Here is a 26,931-nt window from a genome sequence, read left to right as displayed (position 1 = left end):
TAAAGGCTACCTGAAAATGATATATAGCTTTGGGATGATTGAGAAGAGTTCAGTCGGCATATTCTTTCAGCCACTCCCTAATCCACTCCGCTCTTTTTTCGGCTGCAGGCGTGCCGGTGGGCAGGGAGATGAAGGTGGGCATTGTCCACGCACCGCCGGCAAATCCACGGCACATTTGATCGGTGGCGGAATAAGTCAGGCTAAATTTTCTGCCGTTCCAAATCCAGTTTTCATGCCCCCAACAATCGCCGAAACCGCGTTCTTTCCAGTTGTTGGATATGATGCCGTCATATCTATAACTTTCGTTAATTTTATTGCCAAGTATTGATTCGATTCGTGAAAAATCCCTGTTGGTTACTGTAACAAATTGGGTTACACCGTTCGAAGCCGTATGCATACAGTCGGCTCGTATCAGTATATGGCCGCCACTCAAGCGGTAGGCTTCGATTTTTGGGGTCTCCTCTGTTGAATCAACAAACTCGCAGAATTTTGCCTGCGGCAAACGACGCAGTTTTTGCACCAATGCACGGTATCGCGGGGTATGGCGTTTTAATACGCGCACCATCGGCATAGACGGGCTATTACTGTTTGCCAGCGCACTATTTGGCTGAATGCGTGGCATTTCCGGTACAGCTGCCGCATGGATTATCGGTAAGGGTTGCGGCTGCAACACGGGGCGGCGGCTGTGGCCGGGGTTGATGAGAGCAGAGGGAGTGCCGTTGCGGCGTTGGAACGCATCCATGCGGCGCAAAATGGCAGTGGCACCATTGGCCGACAGCCGCCATACCGTGCCGTTTGTTGTGTGTAGACTGATGGCAGCTCGGCGTTTTAAGGCTGCCAACAGAGCTTGCGTTTGCGAGGCAGGTAATTTGGTTACACCTTCACCCTGATCAGTGAATACAACTCGGCCAACTGTGTGGTTGTCGATACGTAACTCAGTTACGGTTTGCTGCCGAGCCAAATTATCTTGATAACTAATTTGCAGATGGCTAGACACGACAGCCCGCTCGCCGGCGGCGCGTTGCAGCAGCAGGGAAACCGGCAGCCCGTGAGAGTCTTCTTCGTTGGCATAGCCTGCGGCACGGCACGTGCCAGTGTTGTCGCAGGCCAGCTCCCAATCGCCCTGCGTGGTGTAGAAACCTTGAATAGGCGCAGCGGCCAGCTTACTGCCGAGCAACAGTAGCAACCATAGTGAATGACGCAACATTGTAATCTCCTTAGGGGGGGATGGCCGAGATGAGGGATGGGGGGTGCAAAGGTTAAGGCTACCTGAAAAGATTGGTTTGGTCGGGTGGATTGGTTTGCGTACTGCGCTAATTTTTCAGGTAGCCTTTATTCGTTCAGGTATACTGCGCCGCTATTTGCTATGCAGCATTCGTTGGACGGCTTCGATTTTACCGATGAGGATGTCGGGCAGGGCGTGGATGGATTTGATGATGGCTTGGTTGATGAGGTCTCGGTCTTCGGAGCGGGGTTTTTTCAGCACATAATTCACTACTTCGTTGCGATCACCGGGGTGGCCGATGCCTAGGCGCAGGCGGTAGAAGTCGGGTGTGCCGAGGCGAGCTTGGATGTCTTTGAGGCCATTGTGGCCGCCGTTACCGCCGCCGAGCTTGAATTTGATGCGGCCGGGCTCGAGGTCGAGTTCGTCGTGGATCACGAGGATTTCTTGGGGTTTGATTTTATAAAAGGCGGCGAGTGCCTGCACGGATTGGCCGGAGAGGTTCATATAGGTTTGCGGTTTGAGTAGGCGGATTTCGCCTTCGGGCTGTGTGCTTCGGGCGTGGCTGCCGAAGAATTTTTTATCGTCCTGCCAGCTGGCCTGCCATTTGCGGGCGAGTTCGTCCAGCAGCCAGAAGCCGGCGTTGTGGCGGGTGTCTTCGTATTCGGTGCCGGGGTTGCCGAGGCCGACGATGAGTTTGATTGGCATGGGGTTTCCTTGTTGGGTTTCAGGCATAGCGGATTAACTTCACTTTCGCTACTGCATTGGTTCGTCTTGCCGTACTTCCGTACTGTCTGCGACTTGCTGCCTTGTAGGAAAAAATAATTGCTTCAGCTATCTCTTAGGCTGACCACAGCTGGCGGGCAAAATTGCCAATCAATAGGCACAGCAAAGCCATAAAGCCATAACGCAGCCAGCGGCTGCCGCCGAGCACTGCTAGCCGTGCGCCGCAGAAGCCGCCGCTTAGGTTGGCTGCCGCCAGCGGCAGCGCCCAGTGCCATAGCACATGTTGGCTGGGGATGAAAAAGCTCAGCGCGGCCAGATTGGTCATCAGGTTGATTACCTTGGCGCAGGCGGTGGCAGTGAGGAAATCGTAGGCAAAAAAGCGCACGAACACGAAGGCCAGCAGGCTGCCCGTGCCCGGGCCGAACAGGCCGTCATAAAAGCCGATAGCTGCGCCAAACGCCGTGCCCAGCAGCATTTCGCCCCGCGTGAGCGCGTGGGTGCGCTCGGTTTGCCCCAAATCTTTGCGGAAGAAGGTGTACACAAACATCGCCACCATAATCACCAGCATGGCCGGTTTCATATATTGCACCGGCACATAGGCCACTAGCTTCGCGCCGGCGAACGAGGCGGTAAAAGCCAGCGCGCCGGCGGGCAGCAGCATTTTCCACGGCAGCTTCAGGCGGCGGGCAAATTGGCCGGCGGCGGTGAAGGTGCCGGCGAACGAAGCCGCCTTGTTGGTGCCCAGCACGGTGGGCACGGGCGTGGCGGGAGGCAGCACGCCGAACAGCGCGGGCAGCTGCAACAGCCCGCCGCCGCCAACGGCCGCATCCATCAGCCCGGCCAAAAAGCCTGTGATGAGCAGCAGGATAAAGGAAAGCTCCATGGGTTTCTCCGTTGATAATGGGGTAGGGCGGCATTGCCACGCCGCCGTTTGGTTTGAATTTTCGAAATAAGCATTTTCAGGTAGCCTTTATATTTGCGCTCTATTTATCCTTGCGCTTCATGCCCGCGCGGGCACTCAATTTAGCTTCGCAAAAACAAACTCTCTTGCAGAGGCCTTGTTTTAACTTCGTTTTTGCTTCACAGAAACTCGCCCCCCTTCGGAGACCTCGTTTTCTTTACTTCGCCAAAGAAAGGAAGCAAAGAAAGGCGACTGCGGGCACAGGTTTGGCTTCGCCAAACTTCCCTCACTTCACTCGGTTTTTCGGGCGGGCTCGCAACTTGCGGCTGCGCCGCTTCGAACATGCAAGCCCTTGTTTCCCGAAAAGCCGCGCTCCGTTCGGCTGCGCCAGCAGACGGGAAGCCAGCCCGCCAATTAGATTGTGATTATTCTATTTTGGCGTGCTAGGTTTAGGCAGGTGGAGGCTACCTGAAACGTTGTATGAATAGATTTGCACTCTCTTCGCTTATGTAATATAGCCTTTGACAGTAGTGATTAGGAGCACTTGCTTCCGCTCACAGCCGCACGTTGTGGCAGGCTTCGTACACCGGCAGCAGGCGGCGCAGGGTTTCGACTAGCCAGGCCGCGCTGTCGGCCTGTTCCAGTTGGTCGCGCTCCAAGTGGCGGCCGAGGCAGAGGAAGTCTTGCGGGCTGCGCAGGGCGAAGGCTTCTGGCGGGGCGGTGGCGATGGCGGGGTAGTCGGCGTATTCGCTGTCGCTGCCGTGCCAGATTTGGAAGTCGGCAAACTCGGCGTGCGGGAAATCGGCCAAAGCCTGTTGGTAGCAGGCCAGCGGCAGGGTGGAGCGGGCGGCGCGGTATTCGTGCCATTCGAGGCTGGCGGTGAGCCTGCGGCGGTTGAGCAGTAGCGAGAGGATGACCGCCGTATCGGCATGGGTTTGATATTTGAAATAGGCGAAAAAGTGGGCGCGCACCTGCCAGCCGTTGCACCAGCGTTCGATATGCGGCGGGGCAAAGCCTGCGCCCAATTCTGAGGCTACCTGAAAAGCCAGCGTGCGCCACACTTGCCACGCGGCTTTGTAGTCGGCCTTGGTTTGCGCCTCGGTTTCGGGCTGGTATTGGCGGATTTGGGCGAACTGGAAAAACGGGCGTTGGAACAGGTCGCAGCTTTGCGGGGTGAGCATGATGGATTGGCGGCTGGCAAGAAAAGTGGAAAGGCTACCTGAAAAATGGGGTTTCAGGTAGCCTCAATGAATGTTGGGGCTGCCTGAAATCGGTTTTTGAACGGGAAATGGGAACGGGGCATCCGTGTTTTATTAGGCATACGATAAAAGGCTACCTGAAACCTTTTTCAGGTAGCCTTTCCGTTTTATTTCTCCAGCGTGGCTTGCAATCTTTGTTCCAGCGTGTCGCTGTCGAAGGATTTGGCGATCACTTCAAAGCGGCTGTCGCGCCGCCAGGCCACTTGGTTGGCACCCCATTGGTCTTCGCTCCAGTTGAGCCACACCCAGCTGCCGAGAACTTGGAACACGCCTTTGGCGCGCACAAGGCCTTCGCACAGTTTGGGCAGGTCGTTGAAGAATTTGGTGAGCTTTTCGCCGTCGAAGCTGCTGCCGGTAGGGAAGGTGTAGCCTTGCGATTGCAGGCCCATGCTGTTGTCGGGCAGCTCTTTGATGCGGTAGCGGCTTTTTTCCACCACCGGGGTTTCCAGCAGGGCGATGTCTAAATAGGCGTCGGTGGTTTCCAGCACGGCGGCTTTGGGCGGGAAGAGCTGGGCGGCTTTGCTGCGGAAGGCGGCCATTTCTTCGGGGCTGCACATGTCGGTTTTGTTGGCAATCAGCACGTCGGCCACGCTCACTTGGTCGCGGTAGAGCGGCTGGTTGGCGTAGTCGGGGTTGGTGAATTGGCGCGGATCGACCAGAGTAAACACGGCGCCGATATCCAGCATTTGGTCGAAGGGCTTGGCGCGCAGCTCGTCGATCACGCTGGCGGCGTGTGCTAGGCCGCTGGCTTCGATGATGATGCGGTCTGGCTTGTTGCCGCTCACCATGCGGTTGATGGTGGTGCCCATTTGCGCACCGGCCACGCAGCACAGGCAGCCGCCGGCGATTTCGGCCACGGGGATGCCGTTGTCGCTCAACACGGCGCCGTCGATGCCAATCTCACCGAATTCGTTTACCACGATCACCCATTTTTCATCGGGTTTTTTTTGCTCCATCAGGTGGCGCAGGGCGGTGGTTTTACCTGTTCCCAAAAAGCCGGAAAACAGATGTACTTTTGCTTTCTTTATTTCTGACATTGTTTGCATATTCCTGTTAAAACAACATGTTCTTCTTTTAATCTAAACCCACCTGCGGCTACGCCGGCACAAAGTGCCTGCCATTCGCGGGAGAGGGTTTGCTCATCGGTGTTGCCGCATTCGGTGCACACCAAAATGAAGGCGCTGTGGTGGCGTTGCTGTTCGTCGCTACTGTGGCAGTGGGCATCGCAATGGTGGCGGGCGTGGCTGCATAAAATGTAGCCGTTCACCGCGGCCACTTTGTGCAGCACGCCGTGTTCGGCCCAGAAATCGAGCGCGCGGTAGGCGGTAGGCGGCGCCACCACGCCGTTGCTCTGCTGCTGCATTTGCGCCAGCACGGTGTAGGCTTTAATCACGCCTTCCTGCCGCAAAACGATATCCAGTACCTGCTCGCGCAGGGTGGTAATCTGCAGGCCTTGTTCGCGAGCGCGGGCAATGATGGTGGTTTTGTAGTCGGGTGCGGAGTGCTTGGTCATGGCTGCCTCCTATTATTATTGGCTGGGATGGCGTACAACGGCGAGCGGGTTGAAGCTCTGCGCCACCGGCATGATTTCGATGCTGTTCACGTTCATGTGCGCGGGGCGCTGGTAGAGCCACAGCACGGTATCGGCGATGTCTTCGGGGCGGATGTAGTCCACGTTTTTATATAAATCGGCGGCGCGTTGGTCGTCGCCTTTGAAGCGCACGTTGGAAAACTCGGTGTCGCCGCACAAGCCGGGCTCGATATTGCTCACGCGCACGCCCGTGCCGGCCAAATCGGCGCGCAGATTCAGGCTGAATTGGCGCACATAGGCTTTGGTGGCGCCATACACATTGCCGCCGGGGTAGGGGTAGGTGCCAGCCACTGAGCCGAGGTTGATCACATAGCCGCTGCCGCGCGCCACCATGCCGGGCAGCACTTGGCGGGTGAGGTAGGTGAGGCCGATGATGTTGGTTTGAATCATGGTTTGCCAGTCGGCAAAATCGGCTTGATGAGCTGGGTCTAAACCCAATGCCAGGCCGGCGTTGTTCACCAGGCAGTCGATCCGGGCAAAGTTTTCAGGTAGCCCTTTGAGTGCGGCGTCCACCGAGGCGGTATCGCCCACGTCCATTTGCAGCGGCAGGAAGTTGGCACCCAATTCCACGCATAGTTCGTCCAGTTTGTCGGTACGCCGCGCCGCGCCGATCACGTGGTAGCCCGCTGCTGCAAGCGTGCGGCAGATGGCCCGCCCGAAACCGGCCGATGCGCCGGTTACCAAAATGCTCATGATTGCCTCCGTTGAGCTGGATTACTGGATAGAGCCGGAGCACTTACTTCTCCTATGGCATTGGCTCGCCTTGCAGGAAGAAATAACGGCTTTGGCTAAAAACCATAGTATAACACCGGCAGCTTGCCGGCAGCTTTAAAATGGCAGCAAGGCTATAGCAAGCCAACTTAACTTTCGCTATCGCGTTGGTTTGCCTTGCCGTACTGCCTGTACTGTCTGCGGTTTGCCGCCTTGTCCCATTCTTATTTCTAATCCACTATATTTTCAGGTAGCCTGTGGCGGAGCGCAGTATTCTGCTCAATAGCGGCGGGCGGCGGTATAAGGCTACCTGAAAACCGTGCTAGAATGCCCGCCTTCCGCATTTTGGCCAAAGGCTTGTTGATATGGCACGTCATCCCTACCGCCGCCTGCGTTCGGCACGTTTCGCCCTGCCTGAAGTGGGCATTTCCGAACACGGCAACATCCGCTCGCTGCATTTGGGCAGCGAAACGGTGCAAAGCTCGATGAATGTGGATTACCCCGCCGAGCTGGTGCTCTCCTACAGCCGTGCCATGATGGCCTGGCTCCTATTTGCCGAAAACGTACGCCACATCACGCAAATCGGGCTGGGCGGAGGCTCGTTTGTGCGCTGGATCGATGCCCACCTGCCCGAAGTGGCGCAAACGGCGGTGGAAATCAACCCGCAGGTGATCAGCGTGGCGCGCGGCCTGTTTGAATTGCCGTTTGAAGGCGAGAAATTTGAAATCATCGAGGCCGACGGCGCGGAATACATCAAAACCCTGCGCGGCGGCACGGATATTTTGCTGGTGGACGGCTTCGATGGCGTGCAGATTATCGATGCCCTGGTGGCCGAGCCGTTTTTTGCCGACTGCCGCACCGCCCTGAGCGACAACGGCATTTTCGTCACCAACTGGTGGAGCGGCGATAAACGCTATCCGCTTTTCCTGCAACGGCTTGCGCAGGTGTTTGAACAGCGCGTGTTGTGCGTGCCCGCCGAAACCCACGGCAACGTGGCCGTGCTCGCCTTCCAAAACCAAGCGCCCCAGCCGCTGGCGGCACTGCAGAAAAAAGCCGCCAAGCTGAGCGAGCAATACGGGCTGGACTTCAAAACCATGCTGCATCAGGCACACGTGCCGCCGGGCAGCACTTGGCAGTGGCTGCGTTGAGGCTCGCTGAAAGCGAAAACTCCAGCACGGTTAGAAAGGCTATCTGAAGACATAAGCTGCAACGAGGCGAACATCAAATAGCGTTGTGGCGGCTAATCCTGTCCGGCCAGCCAATCCACATAGCGGCGTACGCCAGTGGCTACGTCGTCGAATTCTTCGGCATAGCCGGCGGCGCACAGGGCGCTGATGTCGGCCTGGGTGAAGCTTTGGTATTTGCCTTTGAGTGCGTCGGGGAATTTGCTATACACAATCAAGCCTTGTTGTACCAGCTCTTCCAGCAGCAGCTCGGGCTTGCCTTCGCGGGCGCGGCAGGCGTTTACGGTGGCAGCGGCCAGGTCGTTGAAGGGCTGGCTGCGGCCGGTACCGCAGTTGAAAATGCCGGATACTTCGGGATGGTCGTAGAAAAATAGGTTTACTTTTACTACGTCTTCCACGCAGATAAAGTCGCGGCTTTGCGCACCGTCGGGGTAGCCGTCGTAGCTGCCGAACAGGGTGACGCGGCCGTGCTCGCGGTATTCGTGGAAGTGGTGGTAGGCCACGGAGGCCATGCGGCCTTTGTGCTGCTCGCGGCGGCCGTATACGTTGAAATAGCGCAGGGCAACCACTTGATTGTGCAGCCCTTGCGCCATACGGCGGCGCAATACTTGGTCGAACAGGAATTTGGAATAGCCATACACATTGAGCGGGGCTTCCAATTCGCGCTGTTCGCGGAAGGTTTGGCCTTTGCCGTATACGGCGGCGGAGGAGGCGTGGATCAGGCGGATGCGGTCGTCTTGGCACCAGTCGAGCAGGTCGAGCGTGTATTGGTAGTTGTTATCCATCATGTACACGCCGTCGTGGTTCATGGTGTCGGAGCAGGCGCCTTGGTGGAAGATAGCTTCGATGTTGCCGCCGTTGATTTGGTGGGCGCGCACTTGGCGGATGAATTCGTGTTTATCCAGATAGTGCGCAATATCGGCCTGCACCAGATTGCGGAATTTGTCGGCGCGGCTGAGGTTGTCCACCGCGATGATGTCGGTGATGCCGCGCCGGTTGAGCGCGTGCACGATGTTACTGCCGATAAAGCCGGCAGCGCCGGTAACGATGATGGTCATGGGGGTCTCCTGATAAAGGGTTGGCATATATTTTAACCGATTTCGGGCTACCTGAAACTTGAATATCCGCCCTTGGAAACCATATAGCAGCCTGATCAAGATAACAATAAGGAAAGCATCATGACCACCCAGCCCGCCAACCTACGCACCCGCTTTATTTTCGACAACCAACCCGTGCGCGGCCTGCATGTTCAGCTGCAAAGCGTGTGGCAGCACATCGTACAGCGCAAACCCTATCCCGCCGCCATCCGCAGCGCACTGGGCGAACTACTGTCCGCCGGCGCCCTGCTTTCCAGTAACCTCAAACTGCCCGGCAAGCTCATATTGCAAATCCAAGGGCAGGGCGACCTCAAAATGCTTGTGGCCGAAACCGATTCCAACCACAGCTGCCGCGCCACCGCCCGCTGGAACGAACAAGCCAATTTAGACGACGGCCGCAGCCTGATTGAGCTGCTCGGCGAAAACGCCGTATTCGGCATCACCCTCCAGCCCAACGAAGGCGAACCCTGGCAAGGCATTGTGCCCCTCGAAGGCAGCAGCATTGCCGAAATGCTCAGCGCCTACATGCGCCGCTCCGAACAGCTCGACACCCACATCAGCCTTGCCGCCTCCGAACACGCCGCCGCCGGCCTGCTGCTGCAAAGGCTGCCCGAACAGCAAATCGACGCCGACGCCTGGACGTACTACACCACCCTGGCCGACACCGTTACCCCGCAGGAATTGATCGAGCTCGACGCCCAACACCTGCTCTACCGCCTGTTCCACGAAACCCCGCCGCGCGTATTCGAGCCTGAACAAATCGAATTCGCCTGCACCTGCTCGCGTGGCAAAGTGAGCGATATGCTGCTGCTTGTGGGCGGGCAGGAAGTGGGCAACATCGTGGCCGAACAAGGCAGTATCGCCATCGACTGCGATTTCTGTGGCGAAAAATATGTGTTCGACGACACCGACGTGCAAGCCCTGTTCGGTATGGAAATCGAAGCCATGACCGGGCAGCAGCTGCAATAAGGTGGTATTGTCTTAATTGTATAAAAAGGCTACCTGAAAACTGTTGCTTGGTTTTCAGGTAGCCTCATTGTTGGTTTAACTGTGCGGCACGAACAGTTGGCCGTTGAAGCGGTATTTGAGGCGGCGGTTGGTGGGGGTGTGGGTATGGCTGCTGATTTGTGGCTGGCTGATGGTGTGGCTGCCGGGTTCATAGAAGAAGTAGTTGTTGGCGTGTTGGCCGCTGTAGGCGATGTTGAGGCGGTGGGTGGGCTCGGCGGTGGGGGCGGTTTGGATGATGGGTAGGGGTTGGAGCTGCTCTGTGGCGAAGTGGAGGAGGACGAGGGATTTTTCGGTGTGGTCGCCATCGGTGTGTTCGGTGAACAGGAGGTAGGCGTGGCCGTAGCCGCTGAGGCGGAGGGTGTGCAGGCGTTCGATTTGGCCGGGGAGGGTTTGCACGCTGGTGTGGCCGCCGGGGCTGCGGGCTTGGAGCAGGCTGGTGGGGCTGTGCGGCGGAGTGAAGCTGCGCACGCGGCCGTCGGCGCTGCTGTGGATAATCAGGCCGGTGGCGCGGGTTTGGCTGAAACGGCAGGCCCAGGATTCGGCATTTTTCAGGTAGCCTCAAAGGCTACCTGAAAAATGAAACTGGGCGTATGGCGTTGGCGTTGCAGGTAGCTTTTTCTACGTTTCACTCCACCTTCACCCGTTTCAAGCGCAAGGCATTGCCCAGCACCGAAACCGAGCTTGCCGCCATCGCCGCGCCTGCGATGACGGGGTTTAAGAAGCCAAGTGCGGCGAGCGGGATGCCCAAGGTGTTGTAGAAGAAAGCGAAAAACAGGTTTTGCTTGATGTTTTTCAAAGTAGCCTGCGACACCAGCAAGGCATCGGCGAGCTGGTTGACCGAATGCTGCATCAGCGTGACGAACGCAGTGTGTTCGGCAACGTCCGCGCCGCCTTTCATGGCAAAGCTGACGTTGGCGGCGGCGAGCGCAGGCGCGTCGTTGATGCCGTCGCCAACCATTGCCACGGTTTTGCCGGCAGCTTTGAGTTTCTGCACTTCGGCGGCCTTGTCGCGCGGACTCATGTTGCCGAAGGCGTGTGCGATGCCCAGTTGTTTGGCGACGTATTCGACCGTGCCTTGGTTGTCGCCGCTCATGATGTAAACGTCGATGCCGTGTTTTTTCAGACGACCTATGGCTTCGGCAGTGTCAGCTTTCAGTGCGTCAGCGAGTGCAAATGCGCCTACGGGTTTGCCGTTGACGGAAACGGTGACGATGCTTGCGATGTGCCAGACGTCGTCTGAGAACTCGGGCAAGGTCAGTTCGGCAAATTCGGCTTTGCCTGCTTTCACCAAGCCCACGCCTTCGACTTCGGCGGCAATACCTGCGCCGACAAAGGTTTGCGCGTTTTGTGCGGCTGGGATATCCAGACCGCGTGCTTGGGCGGCAGAGACGATGGCACGGGCGAGCGGGTGGGCGGCGTTTTGTTCGACGGCAGCGGCGAGGCGGTACAAAGCGTCTTCGTCAAAGCCGCTGTCGGGAACGCAATAGACGGCGGCAACCTGCGGCCTGCCTTCGGTCAGCGTGCCGGTTTTGTCCAACACAACGGCATCGACGTGGGCGGCTTCTTCCATTGCCGCCGCGTCTTTGAACCAAATGCCGTGTTTCACCGCTTTGCCCATGCCGACCATAATCGCGGCGGGCGTGGCCAGACCGAGCGCGCACGGGCAGGCAATCACCAAAACGGCAACGGCGTGCATCAGCGCAACCGTCCAATCGCCTTTAACCAGCCAAGTGGCCATAAAAGTCAAAAGCGCAATGCTCACGACGGCTGGTACGAACACCGCCGCTACCTTGTCCGCCACGCGCGCAATCGGCGCTTTGCTGCCTTGCGCTTCGGACAGCGCGTTCATCATGTCGCCGAGCAGGGTTTGGCTGCCGAGTTGCGTGGCGCGGTATACCACGCTGCCTTCGGTCATCAGCGCACCCGCCAACACTTTGCCGCCCGCCTTTTTCTCTTCGGGATTGGATTCGCCGGTGAGATGGCTCTCGTCCGCCCACCCGCTGCCGCTTTCGATAATGCCGTCGGCGGCGATGCGTTCGCCGTGGTTGGCGCGGATAAGGTCGCCGATTTGCACTTGGTTGATGGGTAGCTGCCGCCATTCGCCTTCGCGTTGCACGTTCACTTGGGTCGGCGTGAGTTTCAGCAGCAAGCCCAAGCTGTTCAGGCTGGATTTTTTGGTGCGGTGTTCCAAAAATTTGCCCAGCGTTACAAACCCAATCACCATCACGCCCGCTTCAAAATACACATGCGCCATGCCGCTGTGCCCCATCGCGCGGTGATGAAACAGCATATACACGGAATACAGGTAAATCGACATCGTGCCGATGGTAACGAGCACGTCCATATTCGCCAGCCCGCCCTTGATGCTCGCCCACGCGCTTTTGTAAAACGGCACCGCCAGCCAAAGCTGCACCACGCTCGCCAGCGCGAACTGCCATACCGGCGGCAGCATCCAATCGTGCTGTCCAACCATCATCCCCGCCATGCCAATAAGGAACGGAATATTGATCGCAAGCAAAAGCCACAGCCGCCAGCTTACATGCGCGGTTTCTTCAGGCGGCGGCAGCTCGTCGGTTTTCTCTTTCGCCGAAAAACCGGTTTTTTCGATGATGGCGGCGATGTCCTGCGCCGATACCTTGTCGGCATCAAACACCACCTGCGCTTCTTCATTGGCGAAGTTCACCCCCGCTTCGGCGACAAAGTCTTTTTTGTTCAACACTTTCTCAATGCGCGAAGCGCAGGCCTGACAGGTCATGCCTTCGATTTGGAAACGGACTTTTTGTTGCATGTTTTTCCCTTGGCTGGTGTGAGGCCACCTGAAAACTTTAGCTTCAATGAAGTCAAAGCTTTCAGGTAGCTTAGTCGGCCGCTAACGGTTTGGTACAGGCCTCGTCGTCATACGGCAGCCACTTGCCGCCGCTCGGCTTCAGATATGCGCGGAAACTTTTGTTTACCCGTGTGGCGGTGTAATCCAAATACGGCACACCGCCTTGGGTAACGTACAGCGCATCCGGCGGGTCGAAAAGATAGAGCTCGTATTCCCGGCTGTGCCGTTTATGCCGCTCGGCGAAGCGGCGGCAGGATTGCTGCATGATGTTGTCGATATCGTTTAGCTGCGTGAGGATATCCAACAACAGCGGCGGCAGCGTGTTGTTTTTCACCCAGGCGGCAGGCATATCAAACGCAAATTCGCCGTTATCCTGCGGGATGGTTATGCTCATGCCGCGATGGCCGATATCATCAATCGGCTGCCAGCGGGCAGAGGCCAGCCATGCCGGCCAATCAGCCGCTTGAAAACGGTTTAGCGGGAAGTCTCGGTTTAAATAGTGCTTGCGAAAAAACAGCATGATGGTTGCACCGGCTAGGCTTACAAAGCCGCATCAAACCCGCCGTCTTCCACCGCTTCTATCAGCGCGGTGGGGTTGGTTTGGGCAGGGTCGAATTCCACGACGGCGTTTTTATATTCTAGGCTCACTGCGGCCTTGGCCACGCCGTTTACGCCTTCGAGAATGCGGGTAACGCTTTTCGCGCAGCCGCCGCAGGTCATGCCTTCGATGTTTAGTGTGATGGTTTGCATAGGGTTTCCTTCCTGTTGGAGTGAGGCTAAGGTTTTGACTTCGTTGAAGCTAAAGTTTTCAGGTAGCCATTAAATAATGAGTGTGCTCTTGCTTTCGCACCGAGTGCCGCCACTATAAACCTTAACGCAGAGTTAAAGTCAAACATCATGATGAACATCAGCCAAGCCGCTGCCGAGAGCGGCCTTTCTGCCAAGCAAATCCGCGACTACGAAAAAGCAGGCCTGTTTGCCCCGGCTGCGCGCAGCGAAGCGGGCTACCGCCGCTACGGCCAAGCCGACCTTGCCCGGCTGCGCTTTATCCGTCATGCGCGGGAAGTGGGCTTTTCGCTGCTGCAGATCGGGCAGCTTTTGAGCCTGCAACACAACCCGCGGCGCACCAGCCGCGAAGTGAAAACGCTTACCGCGCGGCACATTGCCGAGCTGGAAGCCAAAATCAAACACCTGCAGGGCATGGTGGCCGAACTGCAACGCTGGCACGACGCCTGCGCGGGAGACGATTGCCCGGATTGTGCGATTTTGGCCGGGCTGGAGGAGCGCTAGGCGGCGTTGGTGGAATAGAAACAGGCTACCTGAAAAGTTTCAGGTAGCCTGTTTTGTTGTTGAATATAGCAGTTTAGTTGGACTGTTTTTTGATTCTAAAATTCTCGTCATTCTTACAGAATTCAAGAGATTCTTTAACCAACCATGCTAAACGTAGAATATTTGCAGGAGTCTCAATAATAATTTGATTGCCAGATAGCTCCAAGCCACTACGTTCTATGATTAAGGCATCCTCTTTAGTAAGTTCGATAGGGAAGACAACAGATGGATGCTGCCTACTGTCGAAATAACGGAGAAGCCATCGATTGTTTTTCCCTTCAAACAATATGCTGAAGTAACTTTGTGTATCCTTTGCCTCAATATTTTCCTCTTCCGGAAGAATTGCCTGCACAAAGTCAAAAAGCTGTCGTTCCGCATAGGTGGTAACAATTTTATTGTTATCAGGATCAATTATAGGGGCGTATGGGTCGGTTTTCTCTGGTTTTTCTGGGGCGGATTCGGGAGGTAGTTTGAGTGAGGATAAACCAGATACAACCATTGAGCTAACTGTATTTTGAACTGCCTGCTTAACGATATGTTGAATACTTTCAAGGAAGCGTTGAGTAAATTGGCGCTGGATATCTGCCCGCCCAGCTACATAACGGACGAAATCTAAATCTACTTCTTTTAAACTTTCAGTGATGACATCGGTAAACGCCATTAGATAAATGCTTTCTTCTGCTAAGGTGCGTAGTGCTTCTGGCTGGAATTGATCATGTCTGAATTGATATAGCTGTACCATATCATTTTCTCGTATATCGGTTATGTTGATAGTGAGAAAAGGTTCCTCATCCATAATATTTTTATTAGCTAAATCAGTAAAAAAACGCCATTCTCTTCCGTTTGTAATAGCACAGATTGCTACGTCTGGAGTGGCATTGAAATATCTGGAAAGTTGAGGGCAATGATTGTCTAAATCTTCATTAAAGGATTTGGCTTCTATAAACATGACAGGAGTGTTTTGGCAAAAAAGTGCATAATCAACTCTTTCTCCTGATTTTATACCTGCAAAGTCAGCCTGGTACTCAGCTCGAACTTTACTTGGGTCAAATGCAGAAAAACCTAAAATATCCAACAAAGGTAGGATGAGTGCTTGTTTGGTAGTTTCTTCCGTTGCACACATGTGCCCAACTTTTTTCACGTGCTCAGTATGGGCAAGTAATCTTTCACGAAATGCTGCGTTCATAAAAACCTCTGCAAGTGTCAAAAAAAGTAAATGTAAGCATACCATACTAAACCATAGCTTGCCGCATTTAACTCAAATTAGCTTTCAGGTAGCCCTATTTTTCTTCGGTGGGTACTTTGCCTTCTTCCTGCCAGCCGCTACCGATGGCTTTGTAGAGGTTGAGCAGGTTGAGGCCGGAGGCGAGCTGGTTGTCGAGCAGGTTTTGGCTGAAGCTGTGGGCGGTGAGCTGGGATTGCAGGGCGGTGTCGAGGGTTTTGCGGCCGTAGCGGAAGAGCTGGCGGTCGTTGCGCACTTGCTGCTTTGCAGTGCGTTCGGCCTGCTGCAAGTCTTGCTGCTGGGCGCTGAGGGCGTGTTGGGCCTGGTAGGCGTTGTCTACGTCGGCGAGGGCTTGCAGCAGGGTTTGGTCGTATTGCAGCAGGTCGGTTTGTAGGCGGGCGTCGGCGGCTTGGATGTTGGCGCGGATGCGGCCGGCGGTGAAGAGGGGGAGCTGTACGCCGATGCTGAAGAGGCCGCCGTTGCCGCTACGGGCGCGGTTGAAGGGGGCGAGGTCGCTGTTGAGCTCGATGCGGCCGGTTTGCCAGAGGAATTGGATGTCGAAGCGGGGGAGGAGGTCGGCTTTGGCGCTGGCGAGCTGGGCGCTGCGGGCTTGGATTTCGGCGGCGCGGGCGCGCAGGTCGGGGCGTTGGTTGAGGAGGCTGCCGGGCCGGATGCCTTGCGGCGGGCTGGGAAGGTGTTGCAGCAGGGCGGCTTGGCGCATGGCGCCGCTGTCGAGGCGGAAGGTTTGCGGGGTTTGGCCGATAAGCACGGCGATGCTGCGCTGCTGGGCGTCGAATTGGGCTTGGAGGGTGCTTTGGCGGGCTTGCAGGGCTTGGATTTGGGCGGTAATGGCGGTGGTGTCGTGGGCGGTGGCGTGGCCGGCGTTGAAGCGGCCGGCGGCGTAGCGTGCCAGTTCGTGCAGGGTGGCGAGCTGTTGGGAAACGAGGGCTTGCTGCTGCTGGATATGGGCGGCGCGCAGGTAGTGCTCGGCGATTTGGGCGGAGACGAGCAGGCGGCTGCCGTGGAGCTGCTCTTGGCTGCCGAGGGCGGCGGCGCGGGCGGCATCGGCATCGCTGCGTTTTTGGCCGAAGATGTCGGGCTCCCAGGCGGCGCGGAAGCTGGCGGAGGTGAGGTTGCCGCCGTTGCCGAGATAGGGGTCGCGGCGGTGGTTGCGGTAGCCTTTGGCATCGGCGGCGAGGCCGGCGCTGGGGAGGAGGTCGGCTTCGGCCAGGCGGGAGGTGGCGCGGGCTTCTTCAAGCCGGCTGCGGGCAATGGCGATGCTGTGGTTGTGTTGCAGGCCTTGTTCGATGAGGCGGCCAAGCTGGGGGTCGGGCCATTGCTGCCACCAGCGGGCTAGATTGCGGGCGGAATCGGCCTGGCCGGTGTGTTGGAAGTTTTCAGGTAGCGTGATGTTGGATTGGCGGTCGATTTGGGTGGCGGTGCAGGCGGTGAAGAGGAGGGTGAGGGCGATGGGGAGGAGTTTGGGCATGGCGGTTTCCTTGGTGTGGGGCTACCTGAAAATGTACGGGTGGTTTTTCAGGTAGCCTTTCGGCTAGGTGGCGGGCATGATTCTTGGGCAGGCTGCTGTTTGGGCTACCTGAAAACCCGTCTTCTTTTTTCAGGTAGCCTTTTTTAATTCTGCTGCGCCAGCATCCGGCGGAAGCGGATCACGGCGAGGGCGGTGAAGAGGATGCCGGACACGGCGGTGATGGCCACGCGGTGGCGGATTACGCTCCAGCCTGCTCCTCGGAAGACGATGTCTTTGGAGAGGGCGGTGAATTGGGTCATGGGCGAGAGCTCGGAAAGGCTGCGCAGCCAGGGCGGCAGGTTTTCGATGGGCGAAGTGCTGCCGGAGAGCAGGAATACGGCGATATACACGATGATGCACAGCAGGCTGAACTGCGGCATGGTGGGCGCCTGGGTGGCGAGCAGTACGCCGAGCCCGGCCATGGCAAACAGATACACGGCTTCGCAGAACACGAACAGCGCCAACGAGCCGTTAATCGGCACGCCTACGGCGCGGTGCACCACCAAGAGCAGCGAGAGCAGAGAGGAAACCAGGATAATCAGGCCGTTGGCCAGGATTTTGGCCATCACGATTTCGTTTGTGTCCACCGGCATCACCAACAAATGCTCAATCGTGCCGTGTTCGCGCTCGCGGATTACGGCCGCGCCCACCAGCAGGATGGTGAGCAGGGTGGCGTTGCCCACCAGTTGGTTGAGCGGCATAAACCATTCGCTGCGCAGGTTTTCGTTGAACAGCACGTTCACCACCGGCTCGAAGGGCGCGGCGTTGCCGTGCCGCCCCAGATAGGCCGCCGTTTCGCGGTTCACGATTTGGCCGATATACACCGAGCCCACGCCGGCCTGCGACATGGCGGTGGCGTCCACCAATAATTGCAGCTCGGGGCGTTTGCCGGCCAGGAGCTCGGCGGTGTAGTTGGGCGGGATAACCAGCACGAAGCTGTATTCGCCCAAATCCATGGCGCGGTCGATGCGGCTGCCGTCGATGTCGTCCACCTGCTTGAACTGCGGGGCGATCATGGCGTCGCGGATGCGGTAGGTGAGCGCGCTGCGGTCTTGGTCATAGACGGCCAGCGCGGCGTTTTTCACTTCGGTGGTTACGTTTTGCGACACGGAATACACGGAAAAGGTGAACATGAACACCAACAGCGCAAACAGCGCGTAATCGGTGAAGAAGCTGCGGATTTCCTTGCCGCCCAGATACCAAACGTTGCTTATCCATTGGCGCATATCATTTCTCCTGCTTTTTCAAAAGCAGCCCGGCAGCGAGCCAATAGGCAGCGAAAAACAGCAACAACGTGCCGCACAGCGTATTCACATCGCGCCAGCCCAGGCCTTTGGTGATAACGCCCAGGCTGATGGTTTGAAACCAGCTGGTGGGGCTGAAAATGCCGATCCACTTGCCGGCGCCGCTCAAGGTGGATGCCGGATAAATCATGCCGGAGAAATCCAGCGCCGGAATCATGGCCAGAATCGCTGCCGCGAAAATGGCCGCCACCTGCGTGCGCACGAAGGTAGACACCAAGAGCCCGAAGCCGGTGGAGGCGAACACGAAACACAGCACGCCTGCCGTGAGCGCGATAAACGAGCCTTTCAGCGGCACGCCCAGCCCGAACACCACCACGCCGAGCAACACCAGATAACTTAAGAACGAGAGCAGCACATAGGGCAGCTGTTTGCCGAAAAGATATTGGAAGGAGGAAGCGGGCGAACTGTAGAGGTTCATGATGGAGCCGATTTCTTTTTCGCGCACCACGGATAGGGCGGTGAGCATGGCCGGAATCATCATCAGCGAAAGCATTAAAAAGCCAGGCGTGAGCGCGTTGATGCTTTTGAAGGTGGGGTTGTAGATAAAGCGGGTTTGCAGGCTGCCGCCGGTGTTGATGCGGATGCCGCGTTCGCGGTAGAGCTCGGCCATATAGCGGTTGAGGATGCCTTGGGCATAGCCGTGGAGGTTTTCGCCCACAAACGGCCACGAGCCGTCGAAATAGAGAGCCAACTGCGGGTGGCGGCCGAGGGTGAGGTCTTTGCTGAAGCCGGGCGGGATTTCAATCACCATGCGCGCGCTGCCATCGGTGAGCACGGCGTTGATGTCGGCGCGGGATGTGAGGCTGGCTTTTTGGCGGAAATAGGCCGAGCCGTCAAACTCCTGCGTCAGCTGGCGGCTGTAGTGGCTTTGATCTTGATCGAGCACGGCGAAGTCCATTTCGTTTACGTCAAACGATACGCCGAGGCTACCTGAAATCAGATACACCAAGGGGCCCAGTAGGGCAAACATCAGGCGGATACGGTCGCGCAGCAGCTCTTTGCCCTCGCGGCGGGCGAAGGTGAATACGGTGGAAAGCCAATAGAGCAGGCCGGATGGGGCGGTGGGTTCGGGTAGACTTTGCGTTTCAGGTAGCCTGTTTGGGGTAGGTTCTGCAACTGGGTTTTTGCTTTGTGAAAGCTCACTTTGTGCGCTTTCAGGTAGCCTTTCTGCCGCTTCGGCGGATTCGTCTTGCTCCAAATAGCGGATAAACGCTTCTTCCAGCGTATCGGCGTGTTGGCGGCGGCGCAGTTCTTCCGGTTCGCCCACGGCCAGCACGCGGCCGCGGTGCATCAGCGAGATGCGGTCGCAGCGGGCGGCTTCGTTCATGAAGTGGGTGGACACGAATATGGTTACGCGCTCTTCCCGCGCCATGCGGAACAGGTATTGCCAGAACATATCGCGCGCGGCGGGGTCGACGCCTGAGGTGGGCTCGTCCAAAATCAGCACCTGCGGGCGGTGCAGGCAGGCGGCGGCCAGCTGCAGGCGCTGGCGCACGCCCAAGGGCAGGGCGGCGGGGGTGGCGTCGGCCAGGTCGGCCAGTTCGAATTGCCGCAGCACGGCTTCGATGGCGGCGTTGCTCTTTTCGCCCAGCCGGTACAGCCTTGCGTGCAGCACCAGGTTTTGCCGCACGCTCAACTCTTCATACAGCGAAAACGCCTGCGACATATAGCCCACGCGCTGGCGCACGGCGGTGCTGCCTGCGTCTATCGGTTCGCCCAAGAGCGTGGCGTCGCCTTCGCTGGCGTCCAAGAGGCCGGTGAGCATTTTCATGGTGGTGCTTTTGCCGCAGCCGTTGGAGCCGAGGAAACCGAAAATTTCGCCTTGGCGGATGCGGAAGCTCACGTGGTTTACCGCCGTGAAATTGCCGAAGCGTTTGCTCAGGTTGTGCGCCTCCATCGCGGGCGGCAGGGAATCGTCTGGGATAAAGGGCGGCAGTTGGGAGTCGTCCCAATGAGTTTGCTTGCCTTCGGGCAGCATTTTGATATAGGCCTGCTCCAGCGTGGCGCAGCCGCTTTGCGCGAGGATTTCCTGCGTGCGGCCGTGGGCGAGGATTCGGCCGTCGTCCATGGCCAGCAGCTGCTCGAACTGCTCGGCTTCGTCGATGTAGGCGGTGGCCACCAGCACGGTCATGCCGGGATTTTCGGCGCGCAGCTCGCGCACCAATGTCCAGAATTGGCGGCGGGAAAGCGGGTCGACGCCGGTGGTGGGTTCGTCCAGAATCAGCAGGTCGGGGTTGTGCACCAGGGCGCAGCACAGGCTGAGTTTCTGCTTCATGCCGCCGGAGAGCTTGCCGGCGGCACGGCCGGCAAAGGGTGCCAGGCCGGTGGAGAGCATCAGGCGCTCGATATGCTGCTTGCGCTGGTGTTTGTTCAGGCCGAACAGGCGGGCGTGGAAATCTATGTTTTCATACACCGAAAGCGTGGGGTAGAGGTTTTTGCCCAAGCCCTGCGGCATAAAGGCAATGCGCGGCAGCAGCGCTTCGCGTTCGGCCTTGTGTGCCACATTGTGCCCGAGCACGCGCACTTCGCCGCTCTGGAGCGTGCGCACGCCGGCAATCAGCGAGAGCAGGGTGGATTTGCCCACGCCGTCGGGGCCGATCAAGCCGACGGTGGCGCCGCGCCCGATGGCAAGCGACACGCCGCGCAAGGCCTGCACTTTGCCGTAGGCGTGCGAGAGTCGGCTGATTTCGATGGCGTTCGGCATGGCTTTACTCTATTGCGGCAGGCGGGTTTGCAAATCGGCCGGCCAAGCGAGCTTGGAGTCGGTGCGCACAAAGCCGGTGGCCGTCATGCCGCCTTTCAGGTAGCCCTGGTATTTGGCCGCTACGTCGGCCGGAATCTGCAATTTTACCCGAAACATCAGCTTGGTGCGCTCTTCGGCTGTTTCCACAAATTTGGGCGTGAACTGCGCCTCTGAGGCAATATAGGTAACTTTGGCGGGGAACACCGCATCCAGCCCGTCCATCTTAATCCGTGCCTCGCTGCCCAGCGGGATTTGGTTTACCGTGGGTGCGGGCAGGAACAGGCTGATGCTTGCGTCGTTCAGGTTCAACAGGCTCACCACTTTGCCGCTGGCTGGCAGCACGTTGCCCGGCTCGGCCAGCCGGTATTCCACCCGCCCGGCCTGCGGCGCGCGCACCGATAAATCGCCGATAACGGAAGACACCTGCGCCATTTTCGCCCGTGCCTGTCCCACGCCGGCCTGCGCCTCGTTGCGCGCCGCTTCTGCCGCTTGCACCGCCGCCCGCGCCGCATCGCGCTGCGCCAAGCGGGTGTTGAGTTCGGCCTGCGAGATTAAATTGTCGCGGAACAGCTGGCGGGCGTTGTCTGCCTCCATCTGCGCGGTTCGCAGTTGCTGGCGTTGCGCCTCGATTTGCGCCTGCGCGCGGCGTACTGTCTGCTCCAGCTGTGCCTTTCCCGCCTGCGCTTCCGAAAGCTGCGCCTCGGCGGTTTGCGAAGAAATCCGCGCCAGCACCGTGCCAGCTTCCACAAACTGTCCTTCGCTCACCGTTATTTCCTCTACCCGCCCGGCATACAGGCTGGCCACATCCATGCGGGCAAATTCCAGCCGCCCGTTGGCATGCGCGATGCCCGCCAGAGGATCGGGCGCGGCATATTGGCGGAACGCAAAAAAGCCGATGCCGATAAATGCAGCAAGCGGCAGCAGGAAAAGCAGGGATTTGGGCAGGCGTTTCATCATGAATACCTCACAAATAAGAATGATTTAAGTGTAAGTCTACGGCACAGGGCTGCATACCATTAAAAAACAATTCCGCGTACTATTAAGCACACAAAATTGGCAAAAAAGTTGCTTAAGCACACAAGAAAACGCAAAATACCCCAGATGCCACCTGAAGCGAAAGAGCAGATATGAGCGAAAACGAAAGCTATACCGACCCCCGCATCATCAAAACCCACCGTGCCATCCGCGAAGCCTTTGTGGATTTGCTGCACGAAAAACCCTTCGCCCAAATTGCGGTGCAAGATATTCTTGAACGCGCTCCGGTAAACCGCTCTACTTTCTACAAATACTACTCCGGCAAAAGCGACCTGGCCGGCAAGATGATTGCCGACTTCAAAGCCGAATACAGCCGATACATCCTCACCCGTTTCCAAGCAGGCAGTTTTGATGTGTTCCTCAACATGATGCCTGAAGCCTCCGACTGGATACACAGCCGCCGCCGCCTCATCCTCGCCCTGTGGAAAGTGGACACCCGCCGCCACCATCTCTACCGCGATATGCACAAGCTGATTAAGCAGCAATTCCTCCACTTCGCCCATACCCTGCCCAACGCTTCCCCCGGCAAAGATTGGGACTACCAAGCCGACATGCTTGCCACCCTCATTCTCGGCAGCATGAACTACTTTTTCAGCCGCGACCTGCCACTGCACCTGCCCGAAGTCCGCCAAGCCTGGACGGAAATGAGCCAACTGCTGCTGCCGTGAGGCGGAACGAAATACAGGGTTTGATGCTTGCTCGTCATAATGCCAAAGGCTACCTGAATCCTGTTTCAGGTAGCCTTTTCAGCATGAGTAGGGTGTGTGCCAGGGCATGCACGTTGTTGCGCTCATTATTCCAAACTGCGTGCGTGCATTTCGCACGCACCCGATACGCCCTGCAAAGGGTAGGCTACCTGAAGCTTATAGGAGCAGCTTACCCATGCCCGCTGCAATACAAAGGCTACCTGAAAGCATAGCGACGCAGAGTTTCTTCTGCGCAGCTAAAACTTTCAGGTAGCCTTAATTTATGCTTTTCAGCCGACGATACCGCTTAACGTAAGGGGCGGATGCCTACGGCGTCGCGCACTTGGTCGAGCAGTTCGCGGGCTTGTTTGCGGGCTTTGGCAGCGCCGGCCTGCAGGATGTCTTCGATTTGCGCTGGTTGGGCGGTGAGCTCGTGGAAGCGTTCGCGTTTGGGGGCGAGCTCTTCGTTCAGTTTGGCGCCGAGCAGTTTTTTGGCTTCGCCCCAGGCCAGGCCGTCGGCGAGCATTTGGGTGAATTCGGCGGTTTCGGCGGGGGTGGCGAAGGCTTTGTAGATGTCAAACAGCGGGCTCTCGTCGGGGGTTTTCGGCTCGCCGGGCTCTTTGAGGTTGGTGATGATTTTGTTCACGGCTTTTTGCAGCTTTTTCTCGCTTTCAAACAGCGGGATAGTGTTGCCGTAGCTCTTGCTCATTTTGCGCCCGTCGAGACCGACGAGGAGTTCTACGTTGTCGTCCACTTTGGCTTCGGGCAGCACAAACAGCTCTTTGAAGCGGTGGTTGAAACGCTGGGCGATGTCGCGGGTCATTTCCACGTGCTGGATTTGGTCGCGGCCTACCGGCACTTCGTGGGCGTTGAACATGAGGATGTCGGCGCTCATGAGGATGGGGTAGCTGTAGAGGCCCATTTCCACGCCGTGGTCTTGGTCGGTTTGGCCGGCATCGAGGTTGGCCTGTATGGCGGCTTTGTAGGCATGGGCACGGTTCATCAGGCCTTTGGCGGTGATGCAGGTGAGTATCCAGTTGAGCTCGGGCACTTCGGGAATGTCGCTTTGGCGGTAAAACGTGGTGCGCTCGGGGTCAAGGCCGCAGGCGAGCCAGGTGGCGGCCACGGCCTGGGTGGAGGCGTGGATGACTTCGGGGTCGTGGCATTTGATGATGCCGTGGTAGTCGGCCAAAAAGAGGAAGGATTCGGCGGAGGGATCGGCTGCGGTGGCAATGGCGGGGCGGATGGCGCCAACGTAGTTGCCTAAATGCGGGATGCCGGTGGTGGTTACGCCGGTAAGGACTCGTTTTTTCATGGATGGCTTTCTTTGGTTTGGCGGGAATAGGAGGCGGCGCTGGGGCTACCTGAAAAATGGCAGATTATAGTGCAAGGGCGGGAAGCGGGAAATTTTCAGGTAGCCTCTTTATGTTTGGGTAAAGGCTACCTGAAAGATGGAAATTCTATGTGGGCAATAAGCTGTACCATTTATAATCTGCAAAAAAGGCTACCTGAAAGCGTGAGTTTTAACGAAGTTAAAACCCAGCGGAGTTTCTGCGCAGCTAAAGCTTCAGGTAACCTTTGCTGGTGTCATCAATAATTATCCAACTCAATCGATGCGGCCAAGAGCGAGAGCCTGGCCATCACGCCGTATACATACAGGCGGTTGCTGGCACAGTCGCAGGCTTGGCTGCGGTCGGGCAGGCCGAGGGTTTGCCATTGTTCGAATACGCGCTTACTGCCGGCAAGGAATTCCGGGTCGTCGCCGCTGCTGTCGGTTTGCGGCATGTTGCGGTTCAATGGCACGAAGCGCATGCCGCTGGCGTTGAGGTTTTCGTCGGTGCCGCGTCCTTCGTGCACGCGGAAGAAGCCGCCTACCACGAAGCGATCGATCATATACACTACCGGTTCGGCTACGGCACCGTTGAGGGTTTCGTAGGTATAGAGGCCTTCCTGCACAATCACTTCGGTTACGGCCAAGCCTTCTTTCACGGTGGCCATTTTGTTACGGTTTTTACGGTTGAGCGCGCGCACTTCGTCAGCAGATTTCACGCTCATCACGCCCATGCCGTAGGTGCCGGCGTCGGCTTTGACGATAACGAATGGTTTGTCGGTAATGCCTTTTTCATCGTATTTGGCCTGGATTTTAGCCAGCACGCGCTCCACGGCCTCGGCTAGGGCATCTTCGCCTTCGCGTTCGTGGAAGTTGAGGCCGGACACTTTTTCGAAATAAGGGTTAATCTGCCATTGGTCGATGCCGATGAGCTCGGCAAATTCAGCGGCCACTTGGTTGTAGGCGGCGAAGTGGGCAGTTTTGCGGCGGGTGGTCCAGCCACCGTGCAGGGGCGGCAGCATGGTGTGGCGGATGCCCTGCAGAATTTTGGGCACGCCACCGGAGAGGTCGTTGTTCAACAACACGAGGCAGGGCGAGAAGCCGTCGGCCAGGTGGACACGCTCGCGGGTACGCAGCAGGGGCTCGAGCAAAATGGCGTGCCCCAGCGCGGTTTTGAATTTGGATGGCTCGGTAATTTCGGGGTTCAAGCTGCCCAGGCGCACGGCAAAACCGGCCTGTTGCAGGATATTGCTCAGGGCATATACGTTTTCCAAGTAAAACGTGTTGCGCGTGTGATTTTCCGGCACGATCAGCACGGATTTGGCTGTTTCGCAATAACGTTCCACCGCGTCGGTGGCAGCGGCAGCGGCCAGCGGACTGAATTGGGGATTCAGGTTGTTGAAGCCGCCAGGAAAGAGGTTCATGTCGATGCTGGCCATTTTGTAGCCGCTGTTGCGGATGTCGACAGAGCCGTAAAACGGCGGCTTGTGCTGTTTCCACTGGCTGCGGAACCAGGCTTCGATTTCGGCTTGCTTTTGCAGGATGAGTGTTTCAAAATCCAGCAAATATTGCGCGTATTGCGGGGAAATAACCGGAATACCCATGCTGATCTCCTTTCAAACGGCGTGTGCAGGTGGCAGGTATTATACTCCAAGCCCGTGCTGCCACAGTGAATTTCCCAACATACCATCAGGCTATCTTACTCCATTCTATAATCTATGCTCGACAACATCCTCCCTTTCGCCCACCGCCTGCTCGCCCAAGCCACGCCCGAAGGCGGCATTGCCGTGGACGCCACCGCCGGCAACGGCCACGACACACTGTTTTTAGCACAATGCGTGGGCAGTGGCGGCCGCGTGTATGCCTTCGATATCCAGACGCAGGCCTTGGCCGCCACGCAAACACGCCTGCAGGAAGACGGCGCTGCGCGGCAGGTGCGCCTGATTGCCGAGAGCCACGCCGATTTGGCGCAATATGTAAACGAACCTGTGCACAGCATCGTGTTCAACTGCGGCTACCTGCCCGGCGGCAATAAAGCGCTCACCACCGAAACCGGCAGCACCCTTTCCGCTCTGGCACAAGCCGTGCACATTTTGCGCCCCGGAGGGCTGTTGGCTGTGGTGCTTTATCCCGGCCATGCAGCGGGCGAGCTCGAAGCCCAGGCCGTATCCGAATGGGCGGCGGCCCTACCGCAGCAGCAGTTTGCCGTGCTGCACTACGGCTTCATCAACCGCCGCAACCGCCCGCCTTATTTGCTAGCGATTGAAAAGCACAACACATCTACCAACCCAAAGGCTACCTGAAACCGATGGCTAAAAAGCGCAAACCGAGTATTTCCGCCTTACCGCCTGCCCTGTTTCCCTACATCCAACAGGCCAACGACGACACCTTACTGCTCTTCACCGGCATGATACTGATGACCATTACCCGCTACGTGCCTTTCGGTAACGCAAACTGGCTGGGCGTGAAGCTGAATTTTGGTGGTGCTGTATGTGCTGGTGGGCATGTTCTGCCTGAAAAGCCCGCCGCGATCCACCAAATGGTGGATCGGCTACGCCCTCTCCACCGGCTGCCTCTGCACCATTTATTGACTGGCTACGTATAAGCCGATGTTTTGAGTTTGGCGGTTTGAACAAATAAAGGCAGCCTGAAAAGCCGTTATGTGCTTTATCAGGCTGCCTTATACATTCTTTTCTTTTTGCGGTTTACGGTTTACTCCAGAATTTGTCCTCTTCCGCCTGACGTTCGGAGAAAGTCCACACTTCCTGTATTTTCCCGTTTTCTATTCTGAATAAATCGATACCTGGATTGTTTAGCTTTTCGGCTCCTTTTTCGGCTAGGGAGACAACGCTTGCGGCGACAAAGCAGCCGTTGCCTGCAAACCAGTTCGTCACCACGCGGAATGTTCCGTTGCTTCTTTCCGAAAATTCGGCCAAGCGTCTGCCCAATGCCTGTTTTCCCGCAACATCGCCCGAAAGCGGGCTTTCGCCGCCCATATGCCACACGATATTGTCGGCCAAGGTTCCGAATACGGCATCGAAATCGCCTTTTGCCAAGGCTTCCGTATAAGTTTTAAATACTTCCGCTGATTCGTTTTTCATGAAAACGCTCCTTCTTTAACGAGGTTGGTAATTTCGGTTTTTCCGAAAACCATTATACGCCCGATAATCCGGTTTGAATGTGCAGGGCGGTTTTTTCTGCACGTCCGGAAATTTTCGGGCTGCTTGA

At 57.3% G+C, this 26,931-nt stretch carries 26 protein-coding genes; 6 read left to right on the top strand and 20 right to left on the bottom strand.

The annotated features are described in order from the left end of the window. Positions 1-49 precede the first annotated feature (49 nt). From A7P99_RS06475 to A7P99_RS06445, 7 genes are all read right to left on the bottom strand, one after another. A complete protein-coding gene (locus A7P99_RS06475) occupies positions 50-1,207 on the bottom strand; it encodes a DUF1176 domain-containing protein (RefSeq protein WP_067687012.1) in 1,158 nt (385 codons plus the stop codon). A 150-nt stretch (positions 1,208-1,357) separates the two neighbouring features. Then, on the bottom strand, positions 1,358-1,930 hold the full coding sequence (pth, locus tag A7P99_RS06470; protein ID WP_067447568.1) for an aminoacyl-tRNA hydrolase: 573 nt from the start codon (positions 1,928-1,930) through the stop codon (positions 1,358-1,360). 133 nt (positions 1,931-2,063) lie between these two features. Beyond that, the gene (locus tag A7P99_RS06465) at positions 2,064-2,831 is read right to left on the bottom strand and encodes a TSUP family transporter (protein WP_067447570.1); all 768 of its coding nucleotides are present in this window, start codon (positions 2,829-2,831) and stop codon (positions 2,064-2,066) included. A 572-nt stretch (positions 2,832-3,403) separates the two neighbouring features. Then, a complete protein-coding gene (locus tag A7P99_RS06460) occupies positions 3,404-4,030 on the bottom strand; it encodes an HI_0552 family protein (protein ID WP_067687008.1) in 627 nt (208 codons plus the stop codon). A 185-nt stretch (positions 4,031-4,215) separates the two neighbouring features. After that, positions 4,216-5,145 carry a GTP-binding protein gene (locus tag A7P99_RS06455; protein WP_067687004.1) on the bottom strand — a complete coding sequence of 310 codons (930 nt, stop codon included), beginning with the start codon at positions 5,143-5,145 and terminating at the stop codon, positions 4,216-4,218. Continuing rightward, positions 5,133-5,621, bottom strand: coding sequence for a Fur family transcriptional regulator (locus A7P99_RS06450; protein ID WP_067687001.1), 489 nt, complete (start codon positions 5,619-5,621; stop codon positions 5,133-5,135). Before A7P99_RS06450 ends, A7P99_RS06455 begins: the two co-directional genes overlap by 13 nt. A 15-nt stretch (positions 5,622-5,636) precedes the next feature. Further along, positions 5,637-6,392 (bottom strand): SDR family oxidoreductase, encoded by a 756-nt coding sequence (locus tag A7P99_RS06445; protein WP_067447575.1) that lies wholly within the window; start codon positions 6,390-6,392, stop codon positions 5,637-5,639. A 383-nt stretch (positions 6,393-6,775) separates the two neighbouring features. Between A7P99_RS06445 and A7P99_RS06440 the strand changes: the two genes are divergently transcribed. Next, positions 6,776-7,558, top strand: coding sequence for a polyamine aminopropyltransferase (locus tag A7P99_RS06440; RefSeq protein WP_067526556.1), 783 nt, complete (start codon positions 6,776-6,778; stop codon positions 7,556-7,558). 92 nt (positions 7,559-7,650) lie between these two features. Here A7P99_RS06440 and rfaD read toward each other — a convergent pair whose 3' ends face one another. Then, positions 7,651-8,652, bottom strand: coding sequence for an ADP-glyceromanno-heptose 6-epimerase (gene rfaD / locus A7P99_RS06435; protein WP_067447579.1), 1,002 nt, complete (start codon positions 8,650-8,652; stop codon positions 7,651-7,653). A gap of 120 nt (positions 8,653-8,772) precedes the next feature. On the opposite strand from rfaD, the gene hslO reads away from it, so the two are divergent. After that, on the top strand, positions 8,773-9,660 hold the full coding sequence (gene hslO, locus A7P99_RS06430; protein ID WP_067528351.1) for an Hsp33 family molecular chaperone HslO: 888 nt from the start codon (positions 8,773-8,775) through the stop codon (positions 9,658-9,660). 75 nt (positions 9,661-9,735) lie between these two features. Here hslO and A7P99_RS06425 read toward each other — a convergent pair whose 3' ends face one another. The 4 genes from A7P99_RS06425 to A7P99_RS06410 form a co-directional block, all read right to left on the bottom strand. Then, entirely contained in the window at positions 9,736-10,167 is a 432-nt protein-coding gene (locus A7P99_RS06425; RefSeq protein ID WP_067447583.1) for a hypothetical protein, read from the bottom strand. Between the two features lie 157 nt (positions 10,168-10,324). Then, entirely contained in the window at positions 10,325-12,487 is a 2,163-nt protein-coding gene (locus tag A7P99_RS06420) for a cation-translocating P-type ATPase (protein WP_067686998.1), read from the bottom strand. 70 nt (positions 12,488-12,557) lie between these two features. Continuing rightward, a complete protein-coding gene (locus A7P99_RS06415; RefSeq protein ID WP_231866521.1) occupies positions 12,558-13,046 on the bottom strand; it encodes a hypothetical protein in 489 nt (162 codons plus the stop codon). A 20-nt stretch (positions 13,047-13,066) separates the two neighbouring features. Beyond that, positions 13,067-13,276, bottom strand: coding sequence for a heavy-metal-associated domain-containing protein (locus A7P99_RS06410; RefSeq protein ID WP_067447587.1), 210 nt, complete (start codon positions 13,274-13,276; stop codon positions 13,067-13,069). A gap of 147 nt (positions 13,277-13,423) precedes the next feature. Between A7P99_RS06410 and cueR the strand changes: the two genes are divergently transcribed. After that, on the top strand, positions 13,424-13,816 hold the full coding sequence (cueR, locus tag A7P99_RS06405) for a Cu(I)-responsive transcriptional regulator (protein WP_067447589.1): 393 nt from the start codon (positions 13,424-13,426) through the stop codon (positions 13,814-13,816). Positions 13,817-13,889: 73 nt separating this feature from the next. On the opposite strand, the gene A7P99_RS06400 is transcribed toward cueR, so the two are convergent. The 5 genes from A7P99_RS06400 to A7P99_RS06380 all read right to left on the bottom strand — a co-directional run bounded on the left by A7P99_RS06400 (position 13,890) and on the right by A7P99_RS06380 (position 21,609). Continuing rightward, positions 13,890-15,041: a type I restriction endonuclease gene (locus A7P99_RS06400; protein WP_067447851.1), complete on the bottom strand. Its 1,152-nt coding sequence runs from the start codon at positions 15,039-15,041 to the stop codon at positions 13,890-13,892. 94 nt (positions 15,042-15,135) lie between these two features. After that, positions 15,136-16,566, bottom strand: coding sequence for an efflux transporter outer membrane subunit (locus A7P99_RS06395; protein WP_067686995.1), 1,431 nt, complete (start codon positions 16,564-16,566; stop codon positions 15,136-15,138). Positions 16,567-16,709: 143 nt separating this feature from the next. Next, positions 16,710-17,831 carry an ABC transporter permease gene (locus A7P99_RS06390; RefSeq protein ID WP_067447596.1) on the bottom strand — a complete coding sequence of 374 codons (1,122 nt, stop codon included), beginning with the start codon at positions 17,829-17,831 and terminating at the stop codon, positions 16,710-16,712. A gap of 1 nt (position 17,832) precedes the next feature. Beyond that, a complete protein-coding gene (gene rbbA / locus A7P99_RS06385; RefSeq protein WP_067686992.1) occupies positions 17,833-20,613 on the bottom strand; it encodes a ribosome-associated ATPase/putative transporter RbbA in 2,781 nt (926 codons plus the stop codon). A gap of 9 nt (positions 20,614-20,622) precedes the next feature. After that, entirely contained in the window at positions 20,623-21,609 is a 987-nt protein-coding gene (locus A7P99_RS06380; RefSeq protein WP_197474743.1) for an HlyD family secretion protein, read from the bottom strand. Positions 21,610-21,779: 170 nt separating this feature from the next. Here A7P99_RS06380 and A7P99_RS06375 point away from each other — a divergent pair, with 170 nt between their 5' ends. Further along, complete coding sequence (locus A7P99_RS06375) at positions 21,780-22,355, top strand: TetR/AcrR family transcriptional regulator (RefSeq protein WP_067447600.1); 576 nt, start codon at positions 21,780-21,782, stop codon at positions 22,353-22,355. Positions 22,356-22,680: 325 nt separating this feature from the next. On the opposite strand, the gene trpS is transcribed toward A7P99_RS06375, so the two are convergent. Next, the gene (trpS, locus tag A7P99_RS06370) at positions 22,681-23,688 is read right to left on the bottom strand and encodes a tryptophan--tRNA ligase (RefSeq protein WP_067528363.1); all 1,008 of its coding nucleotides are present in this window, start codon (positions 23,686-23,688) and stop codon (positions 22,681-22,683) included. Between the two features lie 275 nt (positions 23,689-23,963). After that, positions 23,964-25,307, bottom strand: coding sequence for a glutamate--cysteine ligase (gene gshA / locus A7P99_RS06365; protein ID WP_067686988.1), 1,344 nt, complete (start codon positions 25,305-25,307; stop codon positions 23,964-23,966). A 114-nt stretch (positions 25,308-25,421) separates the two neighbouring features. On the opposite strand from gshA, the gene A7P99_RS06360 reads away from it, so the two are divergent. Both A7P99_RS06360 and A7P99_RS06355 read left to right on the top strand, forming a co-directional pair. Beyond that, complete coding sequence (locus A7P99_RS06360) at positions 25,422-26,006, top strand: class I SAM-dependent methyltransferase (protein ID WP_067447606.1); 585 nt, start codon at positions 25,422-25,424, stop codon at positions 26,004-26,006. A gap of 5 nt (positions 26,007-26,011) precedes the next feature. Next, the gene (locus tag A7P99_RS06355) at positions 26,012-26,308 is read left to right on the top strand and encodes a hypothetical protein (protein ID WP_067447607.1); all 297 of its coding nucleotides are present in this window, start codon (positions 26,012-26,014) and stop codon (positions 26,306-26,308) included. A gap of 100 nt (positions 26,309-26,408) precedes the next feature. On the opposite strand, the gene A7P99_RS06350 is transcribed toward A7P99_RS06355, so the two are convergent. Beyond that, positions 26,409-26,804 carry a nuclear transport factor 2 family protein gene (locus A7P99_RS06350; RefSeq protein ID WP_067447609.1) on the bottom strand — a complete coding sequence of 132 codons (396 nt, stop codon included), beginning with the start codon at positions 26,802-26,804 and terminating at the stop codon, positions 26,409-26,411. Between the last annotated feature and the right edge of the window lie 127 nt (positions 26,805-26,931).

Source organism: Eikenella sp. NML120348 (genome assembly GCF_001648435.1).
Taxonomy (GTDB): domain Bacteria; phylum Pseudomonadota; class Gammaproteobacteria; order Burkholderiales; family Neisseriaceae; genus Eikenella; species Eikenella exigua.
Note: the sequence above shows the minus strand (reverse complement) of the source record. Positions and strands in the feature narration are given on the sequence as shown.